Genomic DNA, 22,023 nt, shown 5'->3' with positions numbered 1-22,023 from the left:
ATGCCGTGAGCATTTACGGAATATTCGCACGGATAGTCCGGCTTGTATCGTCGCTTCTTTCCTTGAGGAGTCGGACATGACTGAGCATCCGCAATCCCCTTCCACCCGAGCGTTGCTGGCGGCCTGCCTCGGTTTCGCCATCGTTCTGATCGACGTGAGCGTCGTCAATGTGGCCCTCGATACCTTGCGCAGCGCGTTGGACACGGATGTGCGCGGCTTGCAATGGGTGGTCAATGCCTATGCCCTGGTGTTTGCCGCCTCGCTGTTGCTGGCGGGTACGTTGAGTGATCGCCTGGGCGCCAGGCGCCTGTACCTGATCGGCCTGGTGCTGTTCACCGGCGCCTCGCTGGGTGCTGGGGTGGCCTCGACGCTCCGGGGGCTGGTCGGCTGGCGGGTCATCCAGGGATTCGGCGCGGCCTTGTTGGTGCCGACGTCACTCGCCTTGCTGCGCCAGCTCTATATCGATCCTGCCCAGCGTAGTCGGGCCGTGGGCTGGTGGAGTGCCGGTGGTGGTATTGCGCTGGCGGCCGGGCCAGTGCTCGGCGGGGTGTTGGTCGAGCACTGGGGTTGGCGCAGTGTGTTCCTGATCAACCTGCCGATCGGTCTGCTGGGGCTGTGGCTCACGCTCGGCGGCATTCCCGCCGGAACGGGGCAGCCCGGGCGCAAGCTGGACTTGCCCGGGCAACTCTGTGGCGCCTTGGCCCTGGTCATGCTCACGCTGGCGCTGACCGAAGCCGGTCATGAGGGCTGGAGCAATCCGTTGGTGCTGGCGGCCTTCGTGGTCTGCCTGTTGGCCGCAGGGTTGTTTCTCCATCTGCAGAACGGCAACCCCAATGCCATGCTGCCACCAGCTGTCCTGCGCAACCGGGTGGTCAGGTGCACGATGAGCGTCGGATTGATCGCCAACCTGGTGTTCTACGGCATGGTCTTTACCTTCAGCCTGTACTTCCAGGCGCAATGGCATTGGACGCCCGAGAGCACGGGGTTGGCCTTCCTGCCGATGATGGGAGTGCTGATGGTGATGAACCTGCTGGCCGGGCATCTGGCAGGGCGCTGGTCGGGTCGCACCCTGGTGATGCTGGGCCTGGGCATTTCCGCCTGTGGCTACGGGCTGATGCTGGCGGCGCTGGCCGAGCAGTCTTACCGACTGTTGATCCTGCCGATGCTGCTGGCTGGAGGCGGTATCGCGCTGGCGATACCCACGCTCACCCACTCGATGCTCGAAGCGGTGCCGGCACACTATGCCGGAACAGCCTCCGGCACCCTCAACGCGGCCCGGCAGATGGGCGGTGTGATGGGGGTTGCGCTGCTCGGTGGCACGGCGAGTCTACCTGGCATCAACCTGGCGCTCGGTGGTTGCGTGGCGGCCTTGCTGTTGGCGATGGCAATCGCTTTCAGTGGACTGAAACCGAGCGCTTGCCGCGATGCTCCGTTGTGCCTGGAATGAGGGATTCAACCGCATACCACCGCGTCACCAACTCATCCCGGTCGAATGAAAGCATCCGCATGGCTTCGAAGCGGCCAATATCTGCGTTGAGCCGGGTGACATGAGCAGGCATCGCCAGGACCGCGTTGTCGCCCTCGGCGACGGTTTCATGGACGTCGTCGAGCGCGGCGAAAACCCTGAAACTCCAGGTAGTTGCGTTGATTGGCCGGATGCACACGGCCGTTGGCCTTGACCGCGAACCGCCAATGGCGGCCATCCCCCCGTCACCCACGTCCGAGTGAGCCTATCAGGCCCCATTTACCGTTCGGAAAACTCCTGTCTCAGACCCATTCTCAACGCGCCTCGATACTGTCAATATGGCATTAAGGCACTATGGCTGGCACCCGACATATAAACGATTCAAAGAACGCCATGGGGTTGACCTGAGAGCGGATCGCTAGCGGTCAGTCACTGAGTATCGCCAGTTTTGGCTCTGGGAGTGTTGATGAGTTTTCGTCGCTTGACCGACTCCTCTGGGCAATCGAACGATTGCGATACCGTCGCCGATCAACAGGAAGGTCACTCGGACATTGCCGCGATTGCCGCGGACAACGAGGACACGATCGAGCAACTGCTGGACTCGGCGCGCAACTGGGTTCACACCAGCGCCTGGGCGGTCTATCGCGCCGGCGAACAGTTGCACCTGGTCGGGCAGGGCGACCCCCGGGCGCAGTGGCCGTCCATTGTCTCGAATGACGAATTCGAAGCCTTTTGCCGGGCCCGACACCTGCACCGTTGGCCCACCGGCCGTGGCGAAAGCGTCCTGGGCTGGTTGCTCGCGCCGCTCGAGCAGGCCACGCAGCCGGCACTTGCCGAATTCGCCCGACGCCTGGGTGTCCAGGTGCAGGCCGATGCCCTGGCGCGGGCGCAGGTCACCCAGCGGGTGCTCTATGAAATCATCTACCTGGCCAGTTCGACCCGTGACCGCTCGGTGTTCCTGGTGGGCATTCACCGGCTGCTGGCCAGCCTGATCGACGCCGAGAACTTCTACCTCGCGCTGTACGACCCGCACACCGGCAAGATCGACTACCCGTACTATGTCGACATCATCGACACCCAGGCCCTGCAGTCCGAAAACTACGAATACCTCGACCCCGATCACCTGTCCCTGACCGGGCAGGTGCTGACCAGCGGCCAGCCGCTGCTGATCGACGCCGCCGGGATCCTCGCCGCCCAGGCCGAGCAGCGCTTCTATTGCGTGGGCGACCGCCCCGAGTTCTGGATGGGGGCGCCGCTGAAAAACGCCTCGGACGAGGTGTTCGGCATGCTCGCCATGCAGGTCTACGACGTGTCGCGCATCTACAGCGCCGAGGACCGCGCGCTGTTCCTGGTGGTGGCCCGCCATGTGGCGATGGCGCTGGACCGCATGCTGCACCGCGCGGACCTGGAAGAAACGGTGATGCGCCGCACCCTCGAACTGTCGGCGCTCAACGACGCGCTGCGCCAGGAAATACTGGACCGCGAGCGCGCCGAGCACCTGCAGAGCGTATTGTTCCAGATCGCCGAATTGTCGAGCCGGCCCGGCGACATGGCCGAGTTGTTCCAGAGCCTGCATGACATCGTGGGTGCGCTGCTGTTCGCGCAGAACTTCTATATTGCGCTGTTCGACGACGCGACGGGCGAGGTGACCTTTCCCTATTACGTCGACGAACGCCAGACCAACCGTCCGGCCCCCCGGCGCGGCTGCCGCGGCCTGACCGAGTACGTGATCCGCCAGCGCCGGCCCTGCCTGTTCGACGTCGACGAGGTCGACCGGCTGACCTCGATCGGCGAGATCGACGCGCCGCAAGACAACGTCCGTTCCCACTCCTGGCTGGGCATCCCACTGTTCGATGGCGACGTGGTGCGTGGCGTGCTCGCGGTGCAAAGCTACACCGCGCAGGTGCGCTACACCCAGCGCGACCAGGAACTGCTGACGTTCGTCTCGCGGCACATCGACACCGCGCTGTCGCGGCGCAGCGCAGCCGAGGCGATCCATGCCGCCAACCTCATGCTCGAGGCCCGGGTGCAGAGCCGCACCCGCGAACTCGACCATGCCAACGCCAAGCTGCAGCACGAGAACACCCACGATGCGCTGACCGGGCTGCCGAACCGTACCTACCTGCAGCAGCGTCTGAACCTGGCCTGGTCGCACTTCGACAGCGCAGGCGGGCACCTGGCGGTGATGTTCATCGACCTCGATCGCTTCAAGATGGTCAACGACAGCCTTGGCCATCACTTTGGCGACCTGCTGTTGATGCAGGCGGCCCAGCGTCTGCGCGGTTGCCTGCGCGAAAGCGACATGCTGGCACGGCTGGGCGGCGATGAGTTTGCGGTACTCGTCCCCGATGCGCCGCTGGAGGTGGTGACCGAAGTCGCCGAACGGATCCTGGTGGCGTTCGACCTGCCGTTCCTGATCAACGGCCATGAAGTCTTTTCTTCCTGCAGCATCGGCATCGTCAGTGCCGACAGCCAGTTCCACCACGAGCCCGCCGACCTGCTGCGCGACGCCGATGCGGCGATGTACCGGGTCAAGAGCGCCGGGCGCGACAGCTACGCGGTGTTCAACCAGGAACTGCGCCGCGAGGTCTCGGACCAGGTCGAGCGGGAAGGGGCCCTGCGCAACGCACTCAAGCGCAGCGACGAGCTGCTGCCGTACTTCCAGCCGATCGTCAACGTTGAAACCGGCGAACTGCTGGCCCTGGAAGCGCTGGTCCGCTGGCACCAGCCGGGCGGGCGGGTGATCGCCCCGGGCGAATTCCTGACGGATTTCGAGGGCCTGCGCCTGATCGGCCGGCTGGACCTGTACATGCTCGGCAGCGTCGCCGCGATCCTTGCCCAACCCGAGCACGCCGATTGGCCGGCGGTGCACGTCAACTGCTCCAGCTACAGCATCACCCGCCCGGACTTTGCCGGTGATGTGCTGGCGCTGCTGGCGCAGCATGGCGTCTCGCCGTCGCGGATCTGCCTGGAACTGACCGAGGGCGCGCTGGTGGCCGAACCGGCGATTGCCCGGCAGACCATGCAGCGGCTGGCCGACAACGGCATGTCGGTGGTACTCGATGACTTTGGTGCGGGGTTCTCGTCGCTGAGCTATGTGCACCAGTACCGTTTCAGCGGGTTGAAGATCGACAAGTCGTTCATCTTCGAGCTGACCGGCAGCGCGCGCAGCCGGGCGATCGTACGGGCCATCGTACGGATGGCGGAATCGCTGGATCTGAGTGTGGTGGCGGAAGGGGTCGAGGATCAGGAGACCCTGGAACTGCTGCGCGAAATGGGGGCGGGGCAGGCGCAGGGCTATTACTTCGCCAAACCGATGGGGTTGGAAGCACTGAGAGGGTGCGGGGAGAACGCCCGGTCCTGGATCCCCTAGTGGCGGCTTCGGCGCGCCCCTGTGGGAGTGGGCTTGCCCGCGAAGCGGACAACTCGGTGGGTGGCACCGGCTGCGCCGGTGTTCGCGGGCAAGCCCGCTCCTACACGGGTGTTGAGGGCTGATGGCTTACGGAGGGGCCAGGGAGCGCTGGACAGGCCGTCAAAGTAATGGTTGTATGATGCAACTATTTGGCGGCGGGCATTTCCCATGAACGACAGCTCCTTACTGATCGATGAAATACGCTCGGCCTCACGCACCATGGTGCGTGAACTGGGGTTCATGCGCACGACACTGGCGGGGACCGACCATTCGGCATCCGCCGTGCACACCTTGCTGGAGATCGACGCGCAGGGAGTAATGACGGCCGCCCGACTGGTGCAGGTTCTGGGGCTTGAGAAATCCAGTGTGAGCCGCATGGTGAGCAAGCTGATCGAGGCCGGCGAACTGGAAGAGACGGCCAGTCATGACGATGCCCGCGCCAAGCTGCTGCGTCTGACCCCTCACGGTAGAAAGACCGTTGCAGACATCCATGGCTATGGCCAGTTGCAAGTCAGCGCCGCGCTGGGCCACCTGAACCCGACCGAGCAGCAGGTGGTCGCGCAGGGCCTGGCGGCCTATGCTCGCGCCTTGTCCGCAAGGCGACTGGGTTCTGCCGAGCCTGCAGCCCATGGCATCAGCATCATTAGCGGATATCGACCAGGCGTGGTGGGCCGGATAGCCGAGATGCATGCGGCGTTCTACTCCCGGCTGGCAGGGTTCGGCCAAGTGTTCGAAAGCCAGGTGGCCACCGCTGTTGCCGAGTTCGTCGGGCGTCTCGACCAGCCGTGCAACCGGTTATTGCTCGCGACTCACCATGGACGCATTGTGGGTTCGATCGCCATCGACGGGCAGGACCTGGGCAACAACGAGGCCCACCTGCGCTGGTTCATCCTGGACGATGGCTGTCGAGGGAGTGGGGTGGGGCGTCGGTTGTTGAGCGAGGCGCTGGGCTTCTGTGACGATGCCGGGTTCGATGCGACTCGACTCTGGACGTTCAGCGGCCTCGACGCTGCGCGGCGACTTTATGAGGCCCAGGGGTTCGAGCTGGTGAAGCAGGAGCAGGGCAGCCAGTGGGGGACGGTTGTCACTGAACAGCAATTCATCCGCACCAGGGCCCGGCTCGCTCGTTGAGGGGCGCGAGCGGCTATCGACCGGCCGTGGATTTCAGGTTTGCCGTGGCATGCTCCAGCGTGCTGGCGTTTTCCAGGAGTTGTTCCGCAGCGACGAACAGCCTCTCGCCGGCCAGCACCGATGCCTGTTCGCGCATACGCACGACCGCCTCCTCGAGTTGCTCGATCTGGCGTGCCAGCGCTTCGGGTGGGCGGGTGAATGGCATGGTGAGGACAACTACCTGTCTGTGCTTTGCTGATCGTCATGGGCTGGTCTCGGCCAATCCGCGCTCGACGCCGCTTGCCTGCCGGCGACAGGGCGCGGGCACACGCTACCATCACTTTGCCCATAGAGCACGCATTCGTGCTTGCGCGGGTGTTGTTTCGGTTGAATTAAAAAGGAGCGCCTTTGCGAGCTGCGGCCGGGCGGACCCTGATCATGCTGGATGAAGAGAAGATAGCCCCTTATCTGGATGAAATAACCGAGGACTGCCGTATTGAAGTGAATGGGTGTAAACGGAAGGTCTGAAGATCGGGCAAGCCCATTTGAACTGCCAGTACAGTCGCTGGCTACCAGGCAGAGATCGATTAAAGAAATTGACCGTATCCGTACGAAATCAAGGGTAATTCCGGCAAGGGAAAACCATGGAACATTTTTGGGGTGAACTAACCAGCTGATCGAATATGCCTATACTGTCAGCAACGCTGTAGCAGCTGTTTAAGGTCGTCTTGTGAGGGTTGTTGAGCGTTGATGAATAAAACTGATCTGCTTGAGTATTTGAAAGAGACCAGTTCCGAGATGACCCAGGGCGATATGGATGGAGCTATTCTTTTGCATTTCGACCTGGTAATGGAAAGTTATCGGAGAAAGCCCCTTTTTTATAAAAATCTTTTAAAATATGACAGGCTCATGGTGGCTCTCTCGTTGTTGAGTTTTAATTTCAGCGATAATCGGATTCCTCTGTCCAGAGTCAAGGCTTTTTGTCAGGAGCGTGGCTATCTGTCGCGCAACAGTCTGGATTCCTATTGTTCATTCTTGTTTATTACCGGTTATATGCATATTGGCCTGCATGCCGAAGATGGGCGCCAGCGTATTTTCGGGCCTACCGAAATGGCGTTGCTTGAAGCCAGCCGTATTATCAAGTCGTACTTGCTGCCCTCGCAGATCATTCCTCCCTACGATAGTTGGTTGGCGGAGCTTGGAGGATCTACGGATTTGCTGCAGATTTTTTTCCGCGGGTTTGCCAGGTTACTGGAAGCGGACCTGATGCTCGACAAGCTCTTGCCCGAAGCTAAGTGGATCATGAATCGTGATGGCGGCCACCTGCCGATGCTCGCGCTGTATACCGATGCCTTGCGCAACGGCTCGCTGGAGAGAGGTTATAACGTATCGTCTTATATTGAGCTCTCATCGCGCCTCGGGGTCTCCAAGACTCATATGCGACGCATGATCAAAGAGGGAAAACTGCAGGGATATTTCAAATGCCACCAGAATCTGGTCGAACTGAGTCCTGCGTTCCTCGAACTGATTCGGCGGGCCATGTCCATCAATTTTGCGGTGGCACGGGTGAGCATGGAGTTGGGTGTCAAAGACAGCTGTGCGAATAGCGAGACTGTCGAAGGTTGGAACTTTCGCGGCCTCTAGGCCGATGAGCGGGCCTGTTCCTTGGCCGCGCCGTTGAGAGCGACTTGATCGCCAGGTACCGTCCTTGTTCGTTGTACTCATTGATACCGGAGGTCAGTGTGTTTAATCGTCGCATCAAGAATGCCCTGTTCGACTGTCGGCAGGATCTGACCACATTGCTGGGGACGATCACCGACATCGACTCGGTTTTTCTTTCAGTAAGGGTCGATGGAACGGGCCGGATCGTCTCGGCCAACCAGCGTTTCGCAGAGGCACTGGGGTACTCGTCGAGTGATCTGTCAGGCAGGGCGATGGGCGAGCTCATGGCTGAGCCGCAGGGTGGATTTGCGGCGAATCCGCGAGCCATTGAACAGCAATGCTATACCGCCGCCGACGGTCGTGCCGTGGTACTCGGCATGTGTTGGCTCAACGCGGCGGATCGCGCCTTCCAGGGGTACGGTTTCATCACGCCGCCCTTGGCGCAGAAGGAGCAGGAGGTCATCGAAATGTTCAGTGCGCTGAACCGTTCGATGGCCATGGTCCAGTTCAATCTTGCGGGTGAGGTTCTCTCTGCCAACGAGGCCTTTATCCAGGCGATGGGTTATAGCCTGGCGGAGATCCAGGGGCGGCACCACCGCCTGTTCTGTCTGGCCGAGGACGTGGCTTCGGCAGATTACGCCGAGTTCTGGAAGTCTTTGAATCGGGGCGTGTTCAGTGCCGGACGTTTTCGTCGGGTGGACAAACGCGGTCGAGTGGTATGGCTGGAGGCCACCTATAACCCGGTCAAGGATGCCTCCGGCCGGGTGTACAAAATCACCAAATTCGCCAGCGTAGTGACCGAACAGGTCGAGAAAGCCGAGGTGATCAAGCAGGCCGCGAACATGGCCTACGACGTATCGCGCGATACCGATGTGAAAGCGAATCGAGGCATGGAACTGGCCGCTGCTTCGATTCTTGGCACGCAAACCATTGCGCAGCAGATGGCTTCAGTGACCGACAGCATGACAGCGCTGGAGTCGCAGTCCCAGTTGATCGGCTCCATCGTGGACACCATCGGCGCCATTGCCACCCAGACCAATCTCCTGGCGCTTAACGCTGCTATCGAAGCCGCGCGCGCAGGAACCCATGGGCGTGGTTTCGCAGTCGTGGCGGATGAGGTACGCAAGCTCGCCGGCCGTACCAGCGCGGCCACGCAAGAGATTACCCACGTGGTGCGACAAAACCGGGAACTGGCCGATCAAGCCGCGGTGCTTGTCCAGGGCAGCAGGGACCAGGCCGACCATTTGCTGGGGCTGGCGGAGCAGGCAGGCATGGCAATGGGAGATATCCAGCAGGGCGCCAAGCAAGTGGTTGATGCCATTGGCAGGGTCACCAGCGACTTGAGTTGATCTGCGCCATGGGTATCTGTCATGGGAAACGGGGCGTTTCCTTTGGACATTGCACTTGAGTCGTTACGGGAAGAGGAGTTGAACAATGCCGGCGACTTTCAAGATCAGGCCGAGAATGCGTACATTATTATCGCCAGCGGTAACCAAGGCGGAATTGGCAGGACTGGTCGCATGGTTATGGGTACTGCTGCTTGATCCCCTGTCGGGATTGAATCTTGCAAATGTACTGGTCACGGCGTGCCTGCTGGCTCTCTGGTACTTCCATCGTGTGGTGACCAGCTTTCCCGTATGGCGAGTATTGGGTGGCCTTTATATTTTTTTCCTGGCCCTCGGTTTTGTACAGGTGATCGAGGCTCACGTGGCATTGCGTATTTTTTCTCTTCCGCTTGCGGTGATCATGGTAGTAGGCAGCGCCATATTATTTATCACGATTCAGGATTACCTGATCTCCACCACGGCCGTCTGGATATTGATATGGCCCAGTCTCGATGTCGGTGCGTACCAGGGGCTGGAGATTTATCTGGTGCTGTTTTGCATCTTCTCCATGATGATCGGCTTTATCCTGAATCTGACCTACTTGAGGAATATGCGGTCGGTGCTGTTGATCGAAAGTGAGTTCAGAACGTTGGCGGAGACGGATTTTCTCACCTCTCTGCTCAATCGGCGTGCATTCATGGGTAGTTTCCAGAAGGTGCTGGCACAGGGGAATAGTGGCTACTTCATCATGTTGGATATCGACAGTTTCAAACTGAAAAACGATCAATATGGTCACGATATCGGCGACAGGATTTTATGCGCCATGGCCACCTGCCTGAAGTCGACGCCGGGCAGCCATAGTGTCGGGCGGCTCGGCGGCGAGGAATTCGGTGTCTTGCTGCTGGGCGACGATGACGCGATTGCCCATGAATATGCCCTGCGTCTGCTGGCCGCCATCCGCGTCAGCGTCTCGCCGCCGCACCACTACACCTGCAGTGCGGGCATCGCACGGTTTTCGGCGACCTCCGATATGTCGGCCGTGCTCAAGTGTGCCGACAGCAATATGTATAAAGCCAAGCAGGACGGCAAGGACCGGGTCTTTCAGGATGGCAAGCCGCTTGCGCCGCCATTTCCTCCGGCGGCGTAACGAGCGATTCTGGCGGACCTGATCTCGACCGGCAGCGCTGGGGGAACCAGCAGGGCTGCCGGAAGCATCGCGTGAGTCGTGGCCTCATGGCCATTCCCCGACGAGGCGGGTTCGCTGATCAGGGGGTAAACAATCGTTCAGGACACCTCCGGCAAGGGAACGGGAGTTGTCTTGCCGGCTGGTGTTACCCAGGCATCACCACCCTCATCGCGACAGCCGCGCAGAGCCCCAGCAGGCACAGGGTTCCAACGCCATAAAAAACGGTTCGCCAAGGCTGGATGCCCGTCAGATAGGCCAGCGTGTGCAGCACCCTGGCCAGGGTGAACAGCAGGCTCGACCCGGCGATGACGAATGCCGGTGCATCCAGGGCGATGGCCAGCCCGCCCAATGCGAAGAAGGCCGGGATGTTTTCCAGGTCGTTCGCCCAGGCCTTGGCGGCGCGAATCACTTCCGGGCGTTCCGTTTTTTGTGCGACCTGATTGAAAACGGCGGCGTCTTCCGCATTGGTGAATGCCTTATGTCGCAAGCGGAAGAAGCCCTGATAACAGGAGAGCGCAAACATCTTGAGGAACAGCACAACCACGCAGAGCGCATAGAGGTTCAAGGCCGTGTTCATGCCTGGCGCCCCCCATCAAGGCCCCTGACCACGAGGTACAGCAGCGGCCCCAGGGAAACGAACACGGCTGTCAGCAGCAGGTAGGGAAGTACGGCAATGCCTGAACCTCCGCGCGATAGGTTGTCCTTCAGCATCCAGATGCAGGCAAGGGCTGCCATCAGGTACAAGTCGACGACCACCTGGGCGGTGTCAGGCCGCGACATCAGCTCAAGCCCAAAGGCCACGAGCGACTGCTCGGCGATCAGCATCGTCCAGCCGGTATAAAGCGAAAAGAGCACCAGCAATGCCAGCGCCATGAAACGAAGTGCCATTGTCCTCTCCTGGGTAGGGGTTGCAGGCACACTAGTGGTAGGGTGATGAGCGCTCAATGACCTGTGAGGTCATGGACGCCAGGCACAGGGACGGTCGGAGGCGAGGCATGAATCAGCAGTTGTTCCATCACAAGCGGCCCGCGCAGGGCCTGGCGGCGGGTCAACACCTGCGGCAGTTGCGGCAGCAGGCGGGGCTCAGTCAGCTCGACCTTGCGCTGATGGCCGGGGTTTCGCAGCGCCACCTCAGTTGCATCGAAACCGGGCGCGCGAAGGCCGGCCCCAGCACCTTGCACGCCATCCTTTCGGCCCTGGGCGCCTCGCTGGAGCATTGCAACGAAGTCTTTCTCGCCGCCGGTTACGCGCCCCGTTACGCCGCCTCGCCGCTCGATGCGCCCGCCCTGGAGATGGTGCATGGGGCCATCGATCACATCCTGCAGGCGAACAATCCGGCGCCGGCGATCGTGATCGACAGCCACTGGAATGTCACCGCCGCCAATGTGAGCACCGGCCTGCTGCTGGCGATGGCAGGCGTTGCCCAGGACCTGGCCTCAGGCCTCAACCTGCTGGACATGTTGCTGTGCCCCGGTGGCCTGGGCGACCGGCTGGCCAATGCCGACGAGATCCGTGCGGTTGCCTGGCAACGCGCTTCCAGGGAGTCGGTTGGCAATCCGGAACTTGCCATGCGCTTGCGCAACCTGCCGGCGCCCGCCATCGCTCCGCAGGCACTGGCTGCCAATCCTGTGCTGCTGACTCGTGTGTGCACCCCTGAGGGGGAGTTGAGTTTTCTCTCCACCTTCACGACCTTCGGCATGCCGCTGGATATCACCGTGGAGTCATTGAGAATCGAACACCTGATACCGGCCGATCCATTGACCCGGCGCCGGATGATGGATGCGTTCGAACAGTGGAGTGCGGCCCACGGCCAGTTCTGAGTGGCGGTGAGCGCTGCCTTGGCGCGGCAGTGGTGTGTCTGCCTCTCGCGTGCCGGCGATCCATCAGGACATGATTACTTACAGGCATGCGTTTGTCTTTGAAAGGGACGGTTGTTAAGTTTTCTTCGTCCCTTGGGTATCACGGGTGCTGACGCGCAGTTGTTGCGTAATGACAGCGTATTGCATCGTTTATTTCCGGCCATTCTGCGAGCTTCGGGACTCACGATGATCAATGACGTCTGAGCCGCCTGAGCTGGCAGAAAGTGAAGTATCGACATGCAAGCGTTGAATCTGAACCGCAGCACACGCACGCTCTCGGTAGGGTACTTCTTCTCCAAGTGTGGTGAATTCGCTTTCGAAACGGCATTTGCCGTTGCGGTAGTCTCCATGACCGAAGCGAACCTGTTGCTGATCGGGATGGTGTACTTCTTCCGCTACCTGCCCAGTGCGTTGTTTTTCGCCGCTGCAATCGCTCTGCAGTTCCACAGTCGGCTGTTCCTGGCGATCCTGTTCGTGGTCGGGTTCGTCGGCGCCTTCGTCGATATCGCCATCGTGACCAATATCCAGTGCCTGTCCGACGATCGCCAGGTGGGCCGGAATTTCTCCCTCTACTACTTCACCGCCGTCATCGGTGATGCCGTCTCTGGCCTGATCGCCAGCCTGGTTTTCGTACTGGCGGGGCCGGCGACTTTCATCTGGATGACGTTGATGCTGTTCGTTGCGCCCTTGCGCTGGAATATGAAAGGCGGCTCGGATGATGCCAAACATCGTGCTGATTGATCTGGATGATGTCCGGCTACCTGCTTCGGGTGCTGCCCGTCAGGATGATGAGCGCAAGTTTATCCATGTCGACATGGACTCCTTCTTTGTGTCCGTCGAGTTGCTTCAGGCTCCATGGTTGCGTGATCGGCCCGTGGCGGTAGGTGGCAACGCCGCTGAACCCGGAGCGATCAGTACTGCCAGTCACCCGGCAAGGCCGTTCGGGATAAACTCGGCGAGAAAACTGCCTCATTCAACATGGGCAGGCCCGACGGCGGCTGGGAGCGCCGGGCTTCGCCACAGCACGGGCCAGTACGCTTCGTTCAGCCCCACGCATAGGGTCAGTTGCGCGGCGCGGGTCAGCCTGAACGCGCTGCCGTCGTACTGCCAGCGCAGTGACGTGCCGCATCCTCCCATGCCCATTGCCAGTTCATGGCTGCTGAGCTCCCCGCTGACCGGATCGAACCGGATGCTGCCGTTGGGCAACATGTCCGGCATCCGCGGCACTGCATCGATCCTGGCCGGGCGGGCTTGTTCGGGATGGGCGATGGGCGTTTCATACAGGCGGTATGAACAGTTATACGCGGCGCAATCGGTCTTGATGATCACCAGCGCCTGGCGGTCACTCAAGGCAAAGGCCTCGCCTTCGGCGGGGGTGTCGTCGAGTTGGTCCTGCTGCCATGACGCGCGCGTGGTCGCCATGACCACATCCCGGATGTGTTGGGCCTGGGGCAGGGTCAGCGCCACTGGCGGATACCATGGGGGCAGGGTCGGACGGGGTGGGGCGGGTGTTACAGTGCTGGCGCTGGCCGCCCCCTGGCGTACCAGCGCCGTGACGGTGCCGACCCGGCCCTGTACCGAGTCCATCAGCAGCAGTGCTGCGCTCATACCGGCCAGGGAGGCGAACGACTGGCCGTCCTGGGTGGGAAGGGTCAGTTCGTTGCCATTACGCAGCTCCGCGATCAGCGCTTTGGCCTGATCGCCTGTCGCACTCAGGACCTCGGGCACATCACCCTCTTTCAACTCGCCAGCGGCCAGGGAAGTGCGCAGCGGCTTGCTGTCGAGCAGCGGCTGTCCGGTAGCGGGGTTATAGCTGAACATCCCGACCCGCAATACGCCTGCGGGCCCCGCTTCGCGGATGATACGCAGGCTGAAGGTGAGCCTGGCGCCCGTATCGTCGCGCATGGGAACTGCGCCGATGGCGGTGCACGAGCGAATGTTGTCGCACGCGACCACCCAGTCCTTGATCTCCCGGTAGAGCGGTACCTGTTCTTCTGCGTAGGCAGCGCAACTGGTGACGACGAGAAGCAGGGCGACGAGAGGGCGGGCCATAGAGCACTACCTGGGCATGGGGGCGGCGATATTAGGCCATGAATCAACCCGCAGGGTTAACCGTTGGCTGCGGGGCACAGGAAAAAGAGCCGTTGTCACAACAGCGCCTTGAGGCTGGTCGGGCCACTGCTTCGACTTGACCAGCGGTTTGCTCACGGCAGCCGTCAGCCAAAGGCCCAATGCAGTTCCATCTTCTGCAGGTCCAACTGCCCATTGCCGCCACCGAAGGGATCATCTGCGCGCTGATGGCGAACGCCGTTTCTGGATCCGCCGCACGGCCTTCAGCGGCAACCAGGGCATCTGCCAGGGGACATGCCGAGGTACAAACAGTCACCTAGCCCCATCAACAGACCGCGTTGGCGCTCTGTTTCTCCAGTACCGAGTCCATTCTCAATTGTGCCAACTCGATCAGGTGCACGATGCCCATTGCCAGCTTGCGGTTTGAGCCGGTCTGGTTGTCGGCGTGCTCGTAGGCGGTAGCGGCGGCGGATTGGAGAATCGAGTGGATGTCGACCAGGGCGTCTTCCTGGCTCTCTGGCGTCGGTGAGTTGTGTGGTCGTGTCGCGGCGGGTGAGGGGAGCGGATTTGGCCCTGCATCCGGGCCGAGGTTGTGGTGGGACAGTGCCCAGTCGGCGATTCGAGAGTCGATGTTTGCCGAGGCTGGCGGGTTGGGAGTTGGTTTGAACATGATTCGATAACTCCAAGTGCTTGATTGGGAGCTATCACCGTCGCTGCTAAACGAGAGGTGGCAGCCGTACGCAGGTTAGCAGACCGGTGCACTTGGAAACCGGCGCGCCCGAAGACGCCCTGCGCACGACCACCATAAAGGCGAGGACCGAAAAGAGCCTCTCAAGGTGGTGTTTTGCGCAATGCAAGTGCACGACAGGCTGCTAAACCCGATCACTGATGAGCAGTGACGAGCCGAAGACTAGCGGGGGGATTGCGCGCAAAACAAGCGCTCGGGATTTTCTAGGAAATTTCAGTCAAGGAAAAGAGAGTTGTCTTGCCGCGGCTTGAATGAGCCTCGTTTTTTGGCTCTTGCTAACGGTGTGGTCGTTATTTGGGAAAAATCCGACAAACGCTTGAGGTTCGGGGATTTCAGCTAATGGAAGAGCAGCTCTCTTGCTGGCCGCTGCATACCTAACTCAAGCGGCCGACAGCAGGCGTAAAAAGTCGGCCGACGACTGAGGTAAGCGAGCTGACAGCGTTTGCGAATTGTCCGTTGAATGAGCGGGGCGGTGCGCTCGGGGCTCGCGACCCTGTGCGGGGAATAGATCCCATTTTTGCTGGATGTCTGGTCGCTGGCCGGCGGCTTGCTCGAGTTGGGCGATGGGGCGTACAGGTTATATACACAGTCGATCACCAGCGTTTCGTCGATATCGCCATCGTGACCACTATCCAGTACCTCCCCTACGGCCGTCAGGTGGGGCAAGAGTCATGAGCGTTACGTTGCGGATGTTTAGTTCTTACTTGAGCGCTAGTTGAGTTTTAAGATATTGCTCAATAAAAATGTTTATTAATATTTCATTTGTGTGAGGTGAGTAGGAGATGTCGAGGTTTATTAATTTGTTTCTGAATTTTTATCCGATTTTGGAAATTATTTCTTACAGGCCTGCGTTTGTTTTTGAATGGGGTGATTGCTAAATTTCCTTCGCCCCTTCGGAAAGTGGGGCTAAAACTTAAACAAATAAGGAGATGTGCCATGAAATCTGCAATCGAACTCTTCAAAACTGATGTGGTCGGCGTAACCACCAAGGGTGTTTGCATGTGGTGACGCCTTGGGGGTGGTCCGTGTGACCCCCCCTTTTATTTTCTCCTGAAAGAGGGAGTCATGGTCTATGGATGATCGAGGCTATCACACTATTTGGGATATTACCGGTGCGAATGCGCAGTTGTTGCGTAACGAAGACGCATTGCACCGTTTCTTTCTGGCTACCCTGCGAGCATCGGGGTTCACTGTCATCAGTGACATGGTTCACAAGTTTTCTGCCGGCGGTGAGGGGGTTACGGGACTGTTCCTGTTGTCGGAGTCACACCTTTCCTATCATACCTATCCGGAAAGCGGCTACATCAGCATCGATGTCTATACGTGCGGAAAACATAATAATGCTATAAATGAAGGCATCGCCGAGTTTTTCGGGCGGGATGTCGATGTCAATCGGCGCACATTATTGCGAGGCAGCGCCCTGAACAGTCTGCGGGGGGGTAGAGCATGCAGCTTGTCAATAATGGCTTGATAAAGTTTGACTATCAGTTTCCTCTGTACAACTTTTTCTTTCCTTCACAATCCTTTAACGTTTTTCAACCCAGTGAAGCGCAGTTGACGGAAATTCTTGAGGGTGCCAATCGACAGGCCCGTTCGCGAGCATTGTACTTTCATGTTCCGTTTTGTGAAGCTATCTGTTCATTTTGCCCGTTTACCCGTGGGCTATATAAGGACGATCAAGAAATCGATCGATATACTCAGGCGCTGATCCGGGAAATCGAATACAAATCACGCCTGACAGATCTTAAGGCTGTCCCCGTGCGAGCGGTCTTCTTTGGGGGCGGTACGCCTTCACTGCTTTCTGCAGATAATATTCGAACCATTGGCGAGTCGCTGCATGAGCATTTCGAAATGGAGACGGTGGAGGAGTTTTCGTTCGAATTCAACGTTACCAGTGTGACTAAAGCCCGTGTGCAGGCGTTGGCTGACATCGGTGTGACCCATGCTCGTTTTGGCCTGCAAACCATCGATCCACAATGGCGGCAGTTATTCAATCTCGACCCTGACATCGGCAAGATTGAACGAGCCGCGGCATTGTTGCGTGAGCACTTTGAACATGTACTGTGCGACATCATGTACGGTATGAATGGCAGCAGCGAGCGCCAGACCCTGGCAGACATTGACAAGGCCATCGAATTGGGCCTGAGCAATATCGATATCTATCCGATCAACAATGCAGCTACCTCGGTGAAACTGCATAGGCAGATCCGCGCACGCTTCCCGGAAGTCATGCCGGCGATGCGCAAACTCAACATGAAGTTCATGATCGACGCGCACATGCGCCAGCGTGGCTACGTACCTTACAACGGACATGGCTATGTCTATCGGCCAGGGGCTGATGTCCCATTGATTACCGATGATTACTCCTTCATTTACCACGAGCATGTCTATGGATACGCCGATCACGACTTGCTCGGTTTTGGTGTCGGGGCCATTTCGTCAGTGGCGGGTAATGTAATCACCAATACTTCCCTGCGTGAGAAGTACATCAGATCGATGATGGGCGGCGAATGCATTTGCCAAGTCAGTCAGCATGATCCCGTGCTCGATGCTGTGAAGCCCCTTGTGTTGCGCTTGGCCTACCATGGCAGCGTGGATAAACGCTTGGTTGAAATGCAACGAATGCCCCAAGGATTGATGGATCGGATCTTGGCTTTGATCGAGGCGGATTTGGTTATTGAAGGGGAGCATGACTACCGTCTGACCCGCCTGGGCTGGCTGTGGTATAGCAACATCATGTTCTACCTGGTTCCCGAGAGTGAGCAGAACATCCTCAAGCAACTGGTGTTCGAGCGGCTCGATACCTCCGGGCGCGATATCACTCAGGACGAATTGATTTATGCGGCGGGTTGAGGGCTAAGTATCGACATGCAAGCGTTGAATCTCAACCGCAGCACACGCAGGCTCTCGGTGGGCTACTTCTTCTCCAAGTGTGGTGAGTTCGCCTTCGAAACGGCATTTGCCGTTGCTGTGGTGTCCATGGTCGAAGCGAACCTGTTGCTGATCGGTATGGTGTACTTCTTTCGCTACCTGCCCAGCGCGGTGTTTTCTCCTATTGGCGGCTGGTTGGCGGACAACTGCCAAAAGCGTCGCACGCTGGTTGGGGTGGAGCTTGCCAAGGGCCTGTTGGCATTGACCTTCTTTGCTCTTTTTGCTTCTTCCACACCGGGGTTGGCGGTGGTCACCAGCCTGGGGATGTTGATGACGGCCCTGGATTGCCTCTATGTACCGACCTTTCGGGCATATTTCCCGGACATCGTGGAAAAGGACCAACTGTCGTCGGTGAACAGTGGCGTGCAGGTCATCGAAGACGTTTCCTCCATTCTCGGACCGCTGGTGTTCTCTGCCTTTGCGTTGTCTCTGGGGAGCACATCGACTTTCCTGTTCTTCGCCGTATGCCTTGCACTGTCGGCCATCAGCATCTCCACACTGTTGCCAGGAAAGGTGAGCGTGAAGGTCGCCTTCGACGGAAGATCAGTGATTGGCGATGCGGTCCGCAGCGTAGGTGAGCTGCGCAAGAGCAACACGCCGTTGTTCGCCGTGATCTGCTGCACCACGCTGTGCGCCATGTTCGCCACATCGGTGATCCGCTTCATTTTGCCGGCGTCGGTGTTGGAGTACTTTGGCTCGGAAGCGGCCGTCGGCTATGTCTTCTCGCTCTTGGCGGCTGGTACCGTGTTGGGCGGCATGCTGTATACCCGGTTCAACAGGCAGACTACGGCTCGTCTGGTGTTGCGCTACTGGGCGTTGTACGGCGCGTTGTTCTTCGCCGCTGCAATCGCTCTGCAGTTCCACAGTTGGCTGTTCCTGGCGATCCTGTTCGTTGTCGGGTTCGTTGGCGCCTTCGTCGATATCGCCATCGTGACCAATATCCAGTGCCTGTCCGACGATCACCAGGTGGGTCGGAATTTCTCCCTCTATTACTTCACCGCAGTCATCGGTGATGCCGTCTCTGGCCTGATCGCCAGCCTGGTTTTCGTACTGGCGGGGCCGGCGACTTTCATCTGGATGACGTTGATGCTGTTCATTGCGCCCTTGCGCTGGAATATGAAAGGAAGCTCGGATGATGCCAAAAATCGTGCTTAGTGCGGGCCTTGCCATGGATGGCTGGGGTGATGTCGACATGGTCACTTTTAACACGCTCGATAACCTGGTGTACGCCTCTGCGCTGTTGCTCGAGCCTGACGATGCCCAGGATGAACGTGTCGTCGATGCCGTCACGCGTTGGGGGATACCGATGTTCATCAGCGGTGCGCCTGGCTCGGAAAAGAGCAGCGTCATCGCTGCCGCGCTGGCCTATGAGCGACGGGCATTACCGTCGTTCACTCGTACAGTGGCGGATTTCGTTTCCCAGAAGCGGCCGACCTATGCCTGTCCGGGACATCAAGGGGGGGATTGCCTGGAGCGACACCCCGCCGGTGCGCGTTTCAGGCAACTGTTGGGGCCCGGTGTGTTCAGGGTCGACGTGCCTCATGCCGCTCCGGAATTGGGGGATGTCTTGTGCCATGAAGGACCTGTGGATGATGCCGAGAAATTGGCTGCCAGGGTGTTTGGTGCGGATGAAACCTGGTTCGTACTCAATGGCACCTCCACCGCCAACAAAGTGGTTGCCAGCGCTTTGCTGGCAGCGGGTGACCTGGTGCTGATGGATCGTAACAATCACAAATCCGTTTATCTCGGCGCCCTTGTGCAGTGCGGTGCTCAGCCAGTGTATCTGGAGAACGTCCGCGATGAGCGGGGTATCTTGGGGGGGTATCGTACGGGGGCGCTCGACGAGACCTGCTTGCGTAAAAAGGCTGCGAACCTCTGCGGACAAAGGGCTCGGCAACCCCGGCCATTTCGTCTGGCTGTAGTTCAACATGCCACTTGCGATGGGGTGATGGTCGATGCGTCGGCGCTACTGGAGCGGATCGGGCACCTCTGTGATTACGTGCTATTTGACAGTGCCTGGGCAGGTTATGAACCCTTTATCCCGGAGCTGGCTGGATTATCGCCGTTGGTCGCAACACTGACCGAACACTCTCCGGGCATTCTTGTGACCCAGTCGGTGCATAAGCAAATGTCAGGGCTTTCGCAAACTTCGCAGATCCACAAGAAGGACCGGCATATCCAGCATTTGCCTCGCTATTGCGCCAGGCCAGTCTTTAATGGGGCTTTCATGCAGCATGCTTCGACCAGTCCGTCCTATGCGCTGTTCATGTCGCTCGAAGTAAACGCGGCAATGCTTGCCGATGGCGGAGGAGAGCATCAGTGGCGACATGCTTCTGATGCCGCACGGTTGTTGCGTGAGGAGATGAGTCGGCAGTGTCGGTTTATCAAGCCTTTGGCAGGTGAGGCTTGCCCGCAGGGGGGAACGGCGTACCACCCGCAGGGGGGGGCGATAGAGCCAGGCCTGCATCATATCGACCCTTGCAAGGCGATCTTCATCACCCGTGGCGAACTGGACATTCCGGCTTGTGTCGTGACGATGTTCTTGCGTGACAACGGGTTCACCCCGGAGAAAACCGACTTCTATAATTTTACGTTGCTTATGACCCCTTCAAGTGATCTGGATGGCTTGAGGCGGTTGGCCGCGTGTCTGAATACATTCGAGCGGTACCTGCGGGAGCACGTTCCTGCCCTAGTGGCGTTGCCTTCACTGCAGCATGCTCCAGATGCCTACGAGGGGCTTTCCCTCTTGGCTCTCTGTCAGCGCATCAGCGGTCTTTATGCCGCTCATGAAGTGGAACAACGGCAGAGTGACATTTTCAGTGCCATCGATTTGGCAGTCAGCGACCGCTCACCCTATGCGGCCAACCAGCAGTTCGTCCGTGGAGAGGCCAGGCTGACGAGAATCGATCTGGCCTTTGGCAAGGTGGCGGCAGAAGGGGTTATTCCTTACCCCCCCGGGGTCATGTGTATCGCACCTGGGGAGCGCTGGACCAATGCCCTCGTGGAGTACCTGCGCGCCATCGAGGCCATGGTGATGGCCTATCCAGCCTTTGCACCTCATATTCAGGGCATTCACGAAATGTCGGGTGCAGAGGGCGCGAGCGCATTTGGGGTATATGTGCTTGATTGATCTGGATGATGTCCGGCTGCCTGCTTCTGGTGCTGCCCGGCAGGATGATGAGCGCAAGTTTATTCATGTCGACATGGACTCCTTCTTCGTGTCCGTCGAGCTGCTTCAGGCCCCATGGTTGCGTGATCTGCCCGTGGCGGTGGGCGGCAGCGCCGCTGAACGCGGAGTGATCAGTACTGCCAGTTATCAGGCAAGGCAGTTCGGGATAAAGAGTGGCATGGCCACGGCCACGGCTCAGCGTTTGTGTCCGGACCTGGTACTGCTACCGGTGCACTTTGAGCGCTATGAACAGATCACCCACCAGCTTGATGCCATCTTCAGGCGCTATACCAACAGAGTCGAATTCCTCTCATTGGACGAAGCCACCCTGGACGTGACGGGACAGCCCCATTGCAACGGTTCGGCCACTTATATGGCCATGCAGATCCGTGCCGCCATCGAGCAGGAACTTCACCTGACGGCATCGGCTGGGGTTGCACCGTTGAAGTACCTCGCCAAGATCGCCTCCGAAGTGAACAAGCCTAATGGACAGTTCGTGGTCGCGCCCAATGAGGTCAGGGAATTTCTCTCAACCCTGGACATCCGCAAGATCCCCGGCGTAGGCCCGAAGACCTGGGCTGTGCTCGACAACCTCGGTTGTCACCTGTGCGGTGATGTCACTCATGACAAGATCCCGGCTCTACTTCGTTATCTGGGAGTGCATGGCTTTTACGTCTGGGAGCGTTGCCAGGGTAAGGAGGAGTATGAGGAGAAGATCAGTGAACTACGTTCGGTCGGCGTGGAGCATACATTGTCGGCCGATTGCCACGAGCTGGCAGCCTGTGGCGAGCAGCTTGAGGCATTGATGGCAGAGTTACGGGCTCGCCTGGCCGAACTGGATGAAGAACCTCACATCGTCCGCAACCAGGTCAAACTCAAGTTCGCCGATTTTTCCATCGCCAGCACTGAGGCTCCCGCATTGGATCTGTGTCCTGAGGTGGTAAGTGGCCTGTGTCGCAGGCTTTGGGACACCAAGCGGCAGGGGCGAGCAGTGCGTTTGGTCGGTGTCTCGGTCAAGATCAGGCGCAAAGAGGCGAATCGACTGCAATTGGAGTTGCCTTGGTAAGCAAGCCGCAGCGTTGAAGG

General features: G+C 59.3%; 17 protein-coding genes and 4 pseudogenes. 15 read left to right on the top strand and 6 right to left on the bottom strand.

Annotated features, from left to right (window positions below; genetic code table 11):
• Positions 1-76: 76 nt before the first annotated feature.
• Entirely contained in the window at positions 77-1,447 is a 1,371-nt protein-coding gene (locus ACM62G_RS30650; protein ID WP_419736385.1) for an MFS transporter, read from the top strand.
• Here the strand turns inward: ACM62G_RS30650 and ACM62G_RS30645 are convergent.
• Positions 1,395-1,703, bottom strand: a complete 309-nt coding sequence (locus ACM62G_RS30645) for a hypothetical protein (protein ID WP_419736384.1) — start codon at positions 1,701-1,703, stop codon at positions 1,395-1,397. The genes ACM62G_RS30650 and ACM62G_RS30645 overlap by 53 nt on opposite strands.
• Positions 1,704-1,931: 228 nt before the next feature.
• Between ACM62G_RS30645 and ACM62G_RS30640 the strand changes: the two genes are divergently transcribed.
• Together ACM62G_RS30640 and ACM62G_RS30635 are read left to right on the top strand one after the other, a co-directional pair.
• A complete protein-coding gene (locus tag ACM62G_RS30640; protein WP_419736383.1) occupies positions 1,932-4,838 on the top strand; it encodes an EAL domain-containing protein in 2,907 nt (968 codons plus the stop codon).
• 207 nt (positions 4,839-5,045) lie between these two features.
• Entirely contained in the window at positions 5,046-6,008 is a 963-nt protein-coding gene (locus ACM62G_RS30635; protein ID WP_419736382.1) for a bifunctional helix-turn-helix transcriptional regulator/GNAT family N-acetyltransferase, read from the top strand.
• Between the two features lie 13 nt (positions 6,009-6,021).
• Here ACM62G_RS30635 and ACM62G_RS30630 read toward each other — a convergent pair whose 3' ends face one another.
• A complete protein-coding gene (locus ACM62G_RS30630) occupies positions 6,022-6,213 on the bottom strand; it encodes a hypothetical protein (protein ID WP_054062621.1) in 192 nt (63 codons plus the stop codon).
• A 524-nt stretch (positions 6,214-6,737) separates the two neighbouring features.
• Between ACM62G_RS30630 and ACM62G_RS30625 the strand changes: the two genes are divergently transcribed.
• The 4 genes and pseudogenes from ACM62G_RS30625 (at position 6,738) to ACM62G_RS30610 (ending at position 10,121) form a co-directional block, all read left to right on the top strand.
• A complete protein-coding gene (locus ACM62G_RS30625; protein WP_419736381.1) occupies positions 6,738-7,631 on the top strand; it encodes a hypothetical protein in 894 nt (297 codons plus the stop codon).
• A 98-nt stretch (positions 7,632-7,729) separates the two neighbouring features.
• Positions 7,730-8,458 (top strand): annotated as a pseudogene (locus tag ACM62G_RS30620) (PAS domain S-box protein); the annotation flags it as partial.
• Between the two features lie 174 nt (positions 8,459-8,632).
• Positions 8,633-8,998 (top strand): annotated as a pseudogene (locus ACM62G_RS30615) (methyl-accepting chemotaxis protein); the annotation flags it as partial.
• 85 nt (positions 8,999-9,083) lie between these two features.
• Positions 9,084-10,121, top strand: a complete 1,038-nt coding sequence (locus ACM62G_RS30610; RefSeq protein WP_419736380.1) for a GGDEF domain-containing protein — start codon at positions 9,084-9,086, stop codon at positions 10,119-10,121.
• Positions 10,122-10,305: 184 nt separating this feature from the next.
• Here ACM62G_RS30610 and ACM62G_RS30605 read toward each other — a convergent pair whose 3' ends face one another.
• A complete protein-coding gene (locus tag ACM62G_RS30605) occupies positions 10,306-10,737 on the bottom strand; it encodes an MAPEG family protein (protein WP_419736379.1) in 432 nt (143 codons plus the stop codon).
• A complete protein-coding gene (locus tag ACM62G_RS30600; protein ID WP_419736378.1) occupies positions 10,734-11,048 on the bottom strand; it encodes a DUF2834 domain-containing protein in 315 nt (104 codons plus the stop codon). Before ACM62G_RS30600 ends, ACM62G_RS30605 begins: the two co-directional genes overlap by 4 nt.
• A 107-nt stretch (positions 11,049-11,155) precedes the next feature.
• Between ACM62G_RS30600 and ACM62G_RS30595 the strand changes: the two genes are divergently transcribed.
• The 3 genes and pseudogenes from ACM62G_RS30595 to ACM62G_RS30585 form a co-directional block, all read left to right on the top strand.
• Positions 11,156-11,980 (top strand): helix-turn-helix domain-containing protein, encoded by an 825-nt coding sequence (locus ACM62G_RS30595; RefSeq protein WP_419736377.1) that lies wholly within the window; start codon positions 11,156-11,158, stop codon positions 11,978-11,980.
• 348 nt (positions 11,981-12,328) lie between these two features.
• Positions 12,329-12,760 (top strand): annotated as a pseudogene (locus tag ACM62G_RS30590) (MFS transporter); the annotation flags it as partial.
• Positions 12,735-12,974, top strand: a pseudogene (locus tag ACM62G_RS30585) (hypothetical protein); the annotation flags it as partial. The pseudogenes ACM62G_RS30590 and ACM62G_RS30585, both read left to right, overlap by 26 nt.
• 14 nt (positions 12,975-12,988) lie before the next feature.
• On the opposite strand, the gene ACM62G_RS30580 reads toward ACM62G_RS30585, so the two are convergent.
• Both ACM62G_RS30580 and ACM62G_RS30575 read right to left on the bottom strand, forming a co-directional pair.
• Complete coding sequence (locus ACM62G_RS30580; RefSeq protein ID WP_419736376.1) at positions 12,989-14,071, bottom strand: DUF1176 domain-containing protein; 1,083 nt, start codon at positions 14,069-14,071, stop codon at positions 12,989-12,991.
• A 343-nt stretch (positions 14,072-14,414) separates the two neighbouring features.
• On the bottom strand, positions 14,415-14,759 hold the full coding sequence (locus ACM62G_RS30575; RefSeq protein ID WP_419736375.1) for a DUF6124 family protein: 345 nt from the start codon (positions 14,757-14,759) through the stop codon (positions 14,415-14,417).
• A gap of 1,150 nt (positions 14,760-15,909) precedes the next feature.
• Here ACM62G_RS30575 and speD point away from each other — a divergent pair.
• The 5 genes from speD to dinB are packed head-to-tail and all read left to right on the top strand — an operon-like array spanning position 15,910 to position 22,003.
• Positions 15,910-16,308, top strand: coding sequence for an adenosylmethionine decarboxylase (gene speD / locus ACM62G_RS30570; protein WP_419736374.1), 399 nt, complete (start codon positions 15,910-15,912; stop codon positions 16,306-16,308).
• Positions 16,284-17,690 carry a coproporphyrinogen-III oxidase family protein gene (locus ACM62G_RS30565; protein ID WP_419736373.1) on the top strand — a complete coding sequence of 469 codons (1,407 nt, stop codon included), beginning with the start codon at positions 16,284-16,286 and terminating at the stop codon, positions 17,688-17,690. Before speD ends, ACM62G_RS30565 begins: the two co-directional genes overlap by 25 nt.
• A 15-nt stretch (positions 17,691-17,705) precedes the next feature.
• Positions 17,706-18,923: an MFS transporter gene (locus tag ACM62G_RS30560; protein ID WP_419736372.1), complete on the top strand. Its 1,218-nt coding sequence runs from the start codon at positions 17,706-17,708 to the stop codon at positions 18,921-18,923.
• Positions 18,901-20,898 (top strand): ornithine decarboxylase, encoded by a 1,998-nt coding sequence (locus tag ACM62G_RS30555; RefSeq protein ID WP_419736371.1) that lies wholly within the window; start codon positions 18,901-18,903, stop codon positions 20,896-20,898. The genes ACM62G_RS30560 and ACM62G_RS30555 overlap by 23 nt, the downstream gene beginning before the upstream one ends.
• On the top strand, positions 20,891-22,003 hold the full coding sequence (gene dinB, locus ACM62G_RS30550; RefSeq protein ID WP_419736370.1) for a DNA polymerase IV: 1,113 nt from the start codon (positions 20,891-20,893) through the stop codon (positions 22,001-22,003). Before ACM62G_RS30555 ends, dinB begins: the two co-directional genes overlap by 8 nt.
• The last annotated feature ends 20 nt before the right edge of the window (positions 22,004-22,023 follow it).

The organism is Pseudomonas sp. COR18 (assembly GCF_048568395.1).
GTDB classification, from domain to species: Bacteria; Pseudomonadota; Gammaproteobacteria; order Pseudomonadales; family Pseudomonadaceae; genus Aquipseudomonas; species Aquipseudomonas fuscovaginae_B.
The sequence above is the reverse complement of the archived record's forward strand: the minus strand, read 5'-3'. Positions and strand labels throughout refer to the sequence as shown.

Bases quoted from the DNA above. Each gene is read 5' to 3' on its own strand.
- ACM62G_RS30650 (WP_419736385.1), top strand. From the start codon at position 77: ATGACTGAGCATCCGCAATCCCCTTCCACCCGAGCGTTGCTGGCGGCC.
- ACM62G_RS30645 (WP_419736384.1), bottom strand. From the start codon at position 1,703: ATGGCCGCCATTGGCGGTTCGCGGTCAAGGCCAACGGCCGTGTGCATC.
- ACM62G_RS30640 (WP_419736383.1), top strand. From the start codon at position 1,932: ATGAGTTTTCGTCGCTTGACCGACTCCTCTGGGCAATCGAACGATTGC.
- ACM62G_RS30635 (WP_419736382.1), top strand. From the start codon at position 5,046: ATGAACGACAGCTCCTTACTGATCGATGAAATACGCTCGGCCTCACGC.
- ACM62G_RS30630 (WP_054062621.1), bottom strand. From the start codon at position 6,213: ATGCCATTCACCCGCCCACCCGAAGCGCTGGCACGCCAGATCGAGCAA.
- ACM62G_RS30625 (WP_419736381.1), top strand. From the start codon at position 6,738: ATGAATAAAACTGATCTGCTTGAGTATTTGAAAGAGACCAGTTCCGAG.
- ACM62G_RS30610 (WP_419736380.1), top strand. From the start codon at position 9,084: ATGCCGGCGACTTTCAAGATCAGGCCGAGAATGCGTACATTATTATCG.
- ACM62G_RS30605 (WP_419736379.1), bottom strand. From the start codon at position 10,737: ATGAACACGGCCTTGAACCTCTATGCGCTCTGCGTGGTTGTGCTGTTC.
- ACM62G_RS30600 (WP_419736378.1), bottom strand. From the start codon at position 11,048: ATGGCACTTCGTTTCATGGCGCTGGCATTGCTGGTGCTCTTTTCGCTT.
- ACM62G_RS30595 (WP_419736377.1), top strand. From the start codon at position 11,156: ATGAATCAGCAGTTGTTCCATCACAAGCGGCCCGCGCAGGGCCTGGCG.
- ACM62G_RS30580 (WP_419736376.1), bottom strand. From the start codon at position 14,071: ATGGCCCGCCCTCTCGTCGCCCTGCTTCTCGTCGTCACCAGTTGCGCT.
- ACM62G_RS30575 (WP_419736375.1), bottom strand. From the start codon at position 14,759: ATGTTCAAACCAACTCCCAACCCGCCAGCCTCGGCAAACATCGACTCT.
- speD (WP_419736374.1), top strand. From the start codon at position 15,910: ATGGATGATCGAGGCTATCACACTATTTGGGATATTACCGGTGCGAAT.
- ACM62G_RS30565 (WP_419736373.1), top strand. From the start codon at position 16,284: ATGCAGCTTGTCAATAATGGCTTGATAAAGTTTGACTATCAGTTTCCT.
- ACM62G_RS30560 (WP_419736372.1), top strand. From the start codon at position 17,706: ATGCAAGCGTTGAATCTCAACCGCAGCACACGCAGGCTCTCGGTGGGC.
- ACM62G_RS30555 (WP_419736371.1), top strand. From the start codon at position 18,901: ATGATGCCAAAAATCGTGCTTAGTGCGGGCCTTGCCATGGATGGCTGG.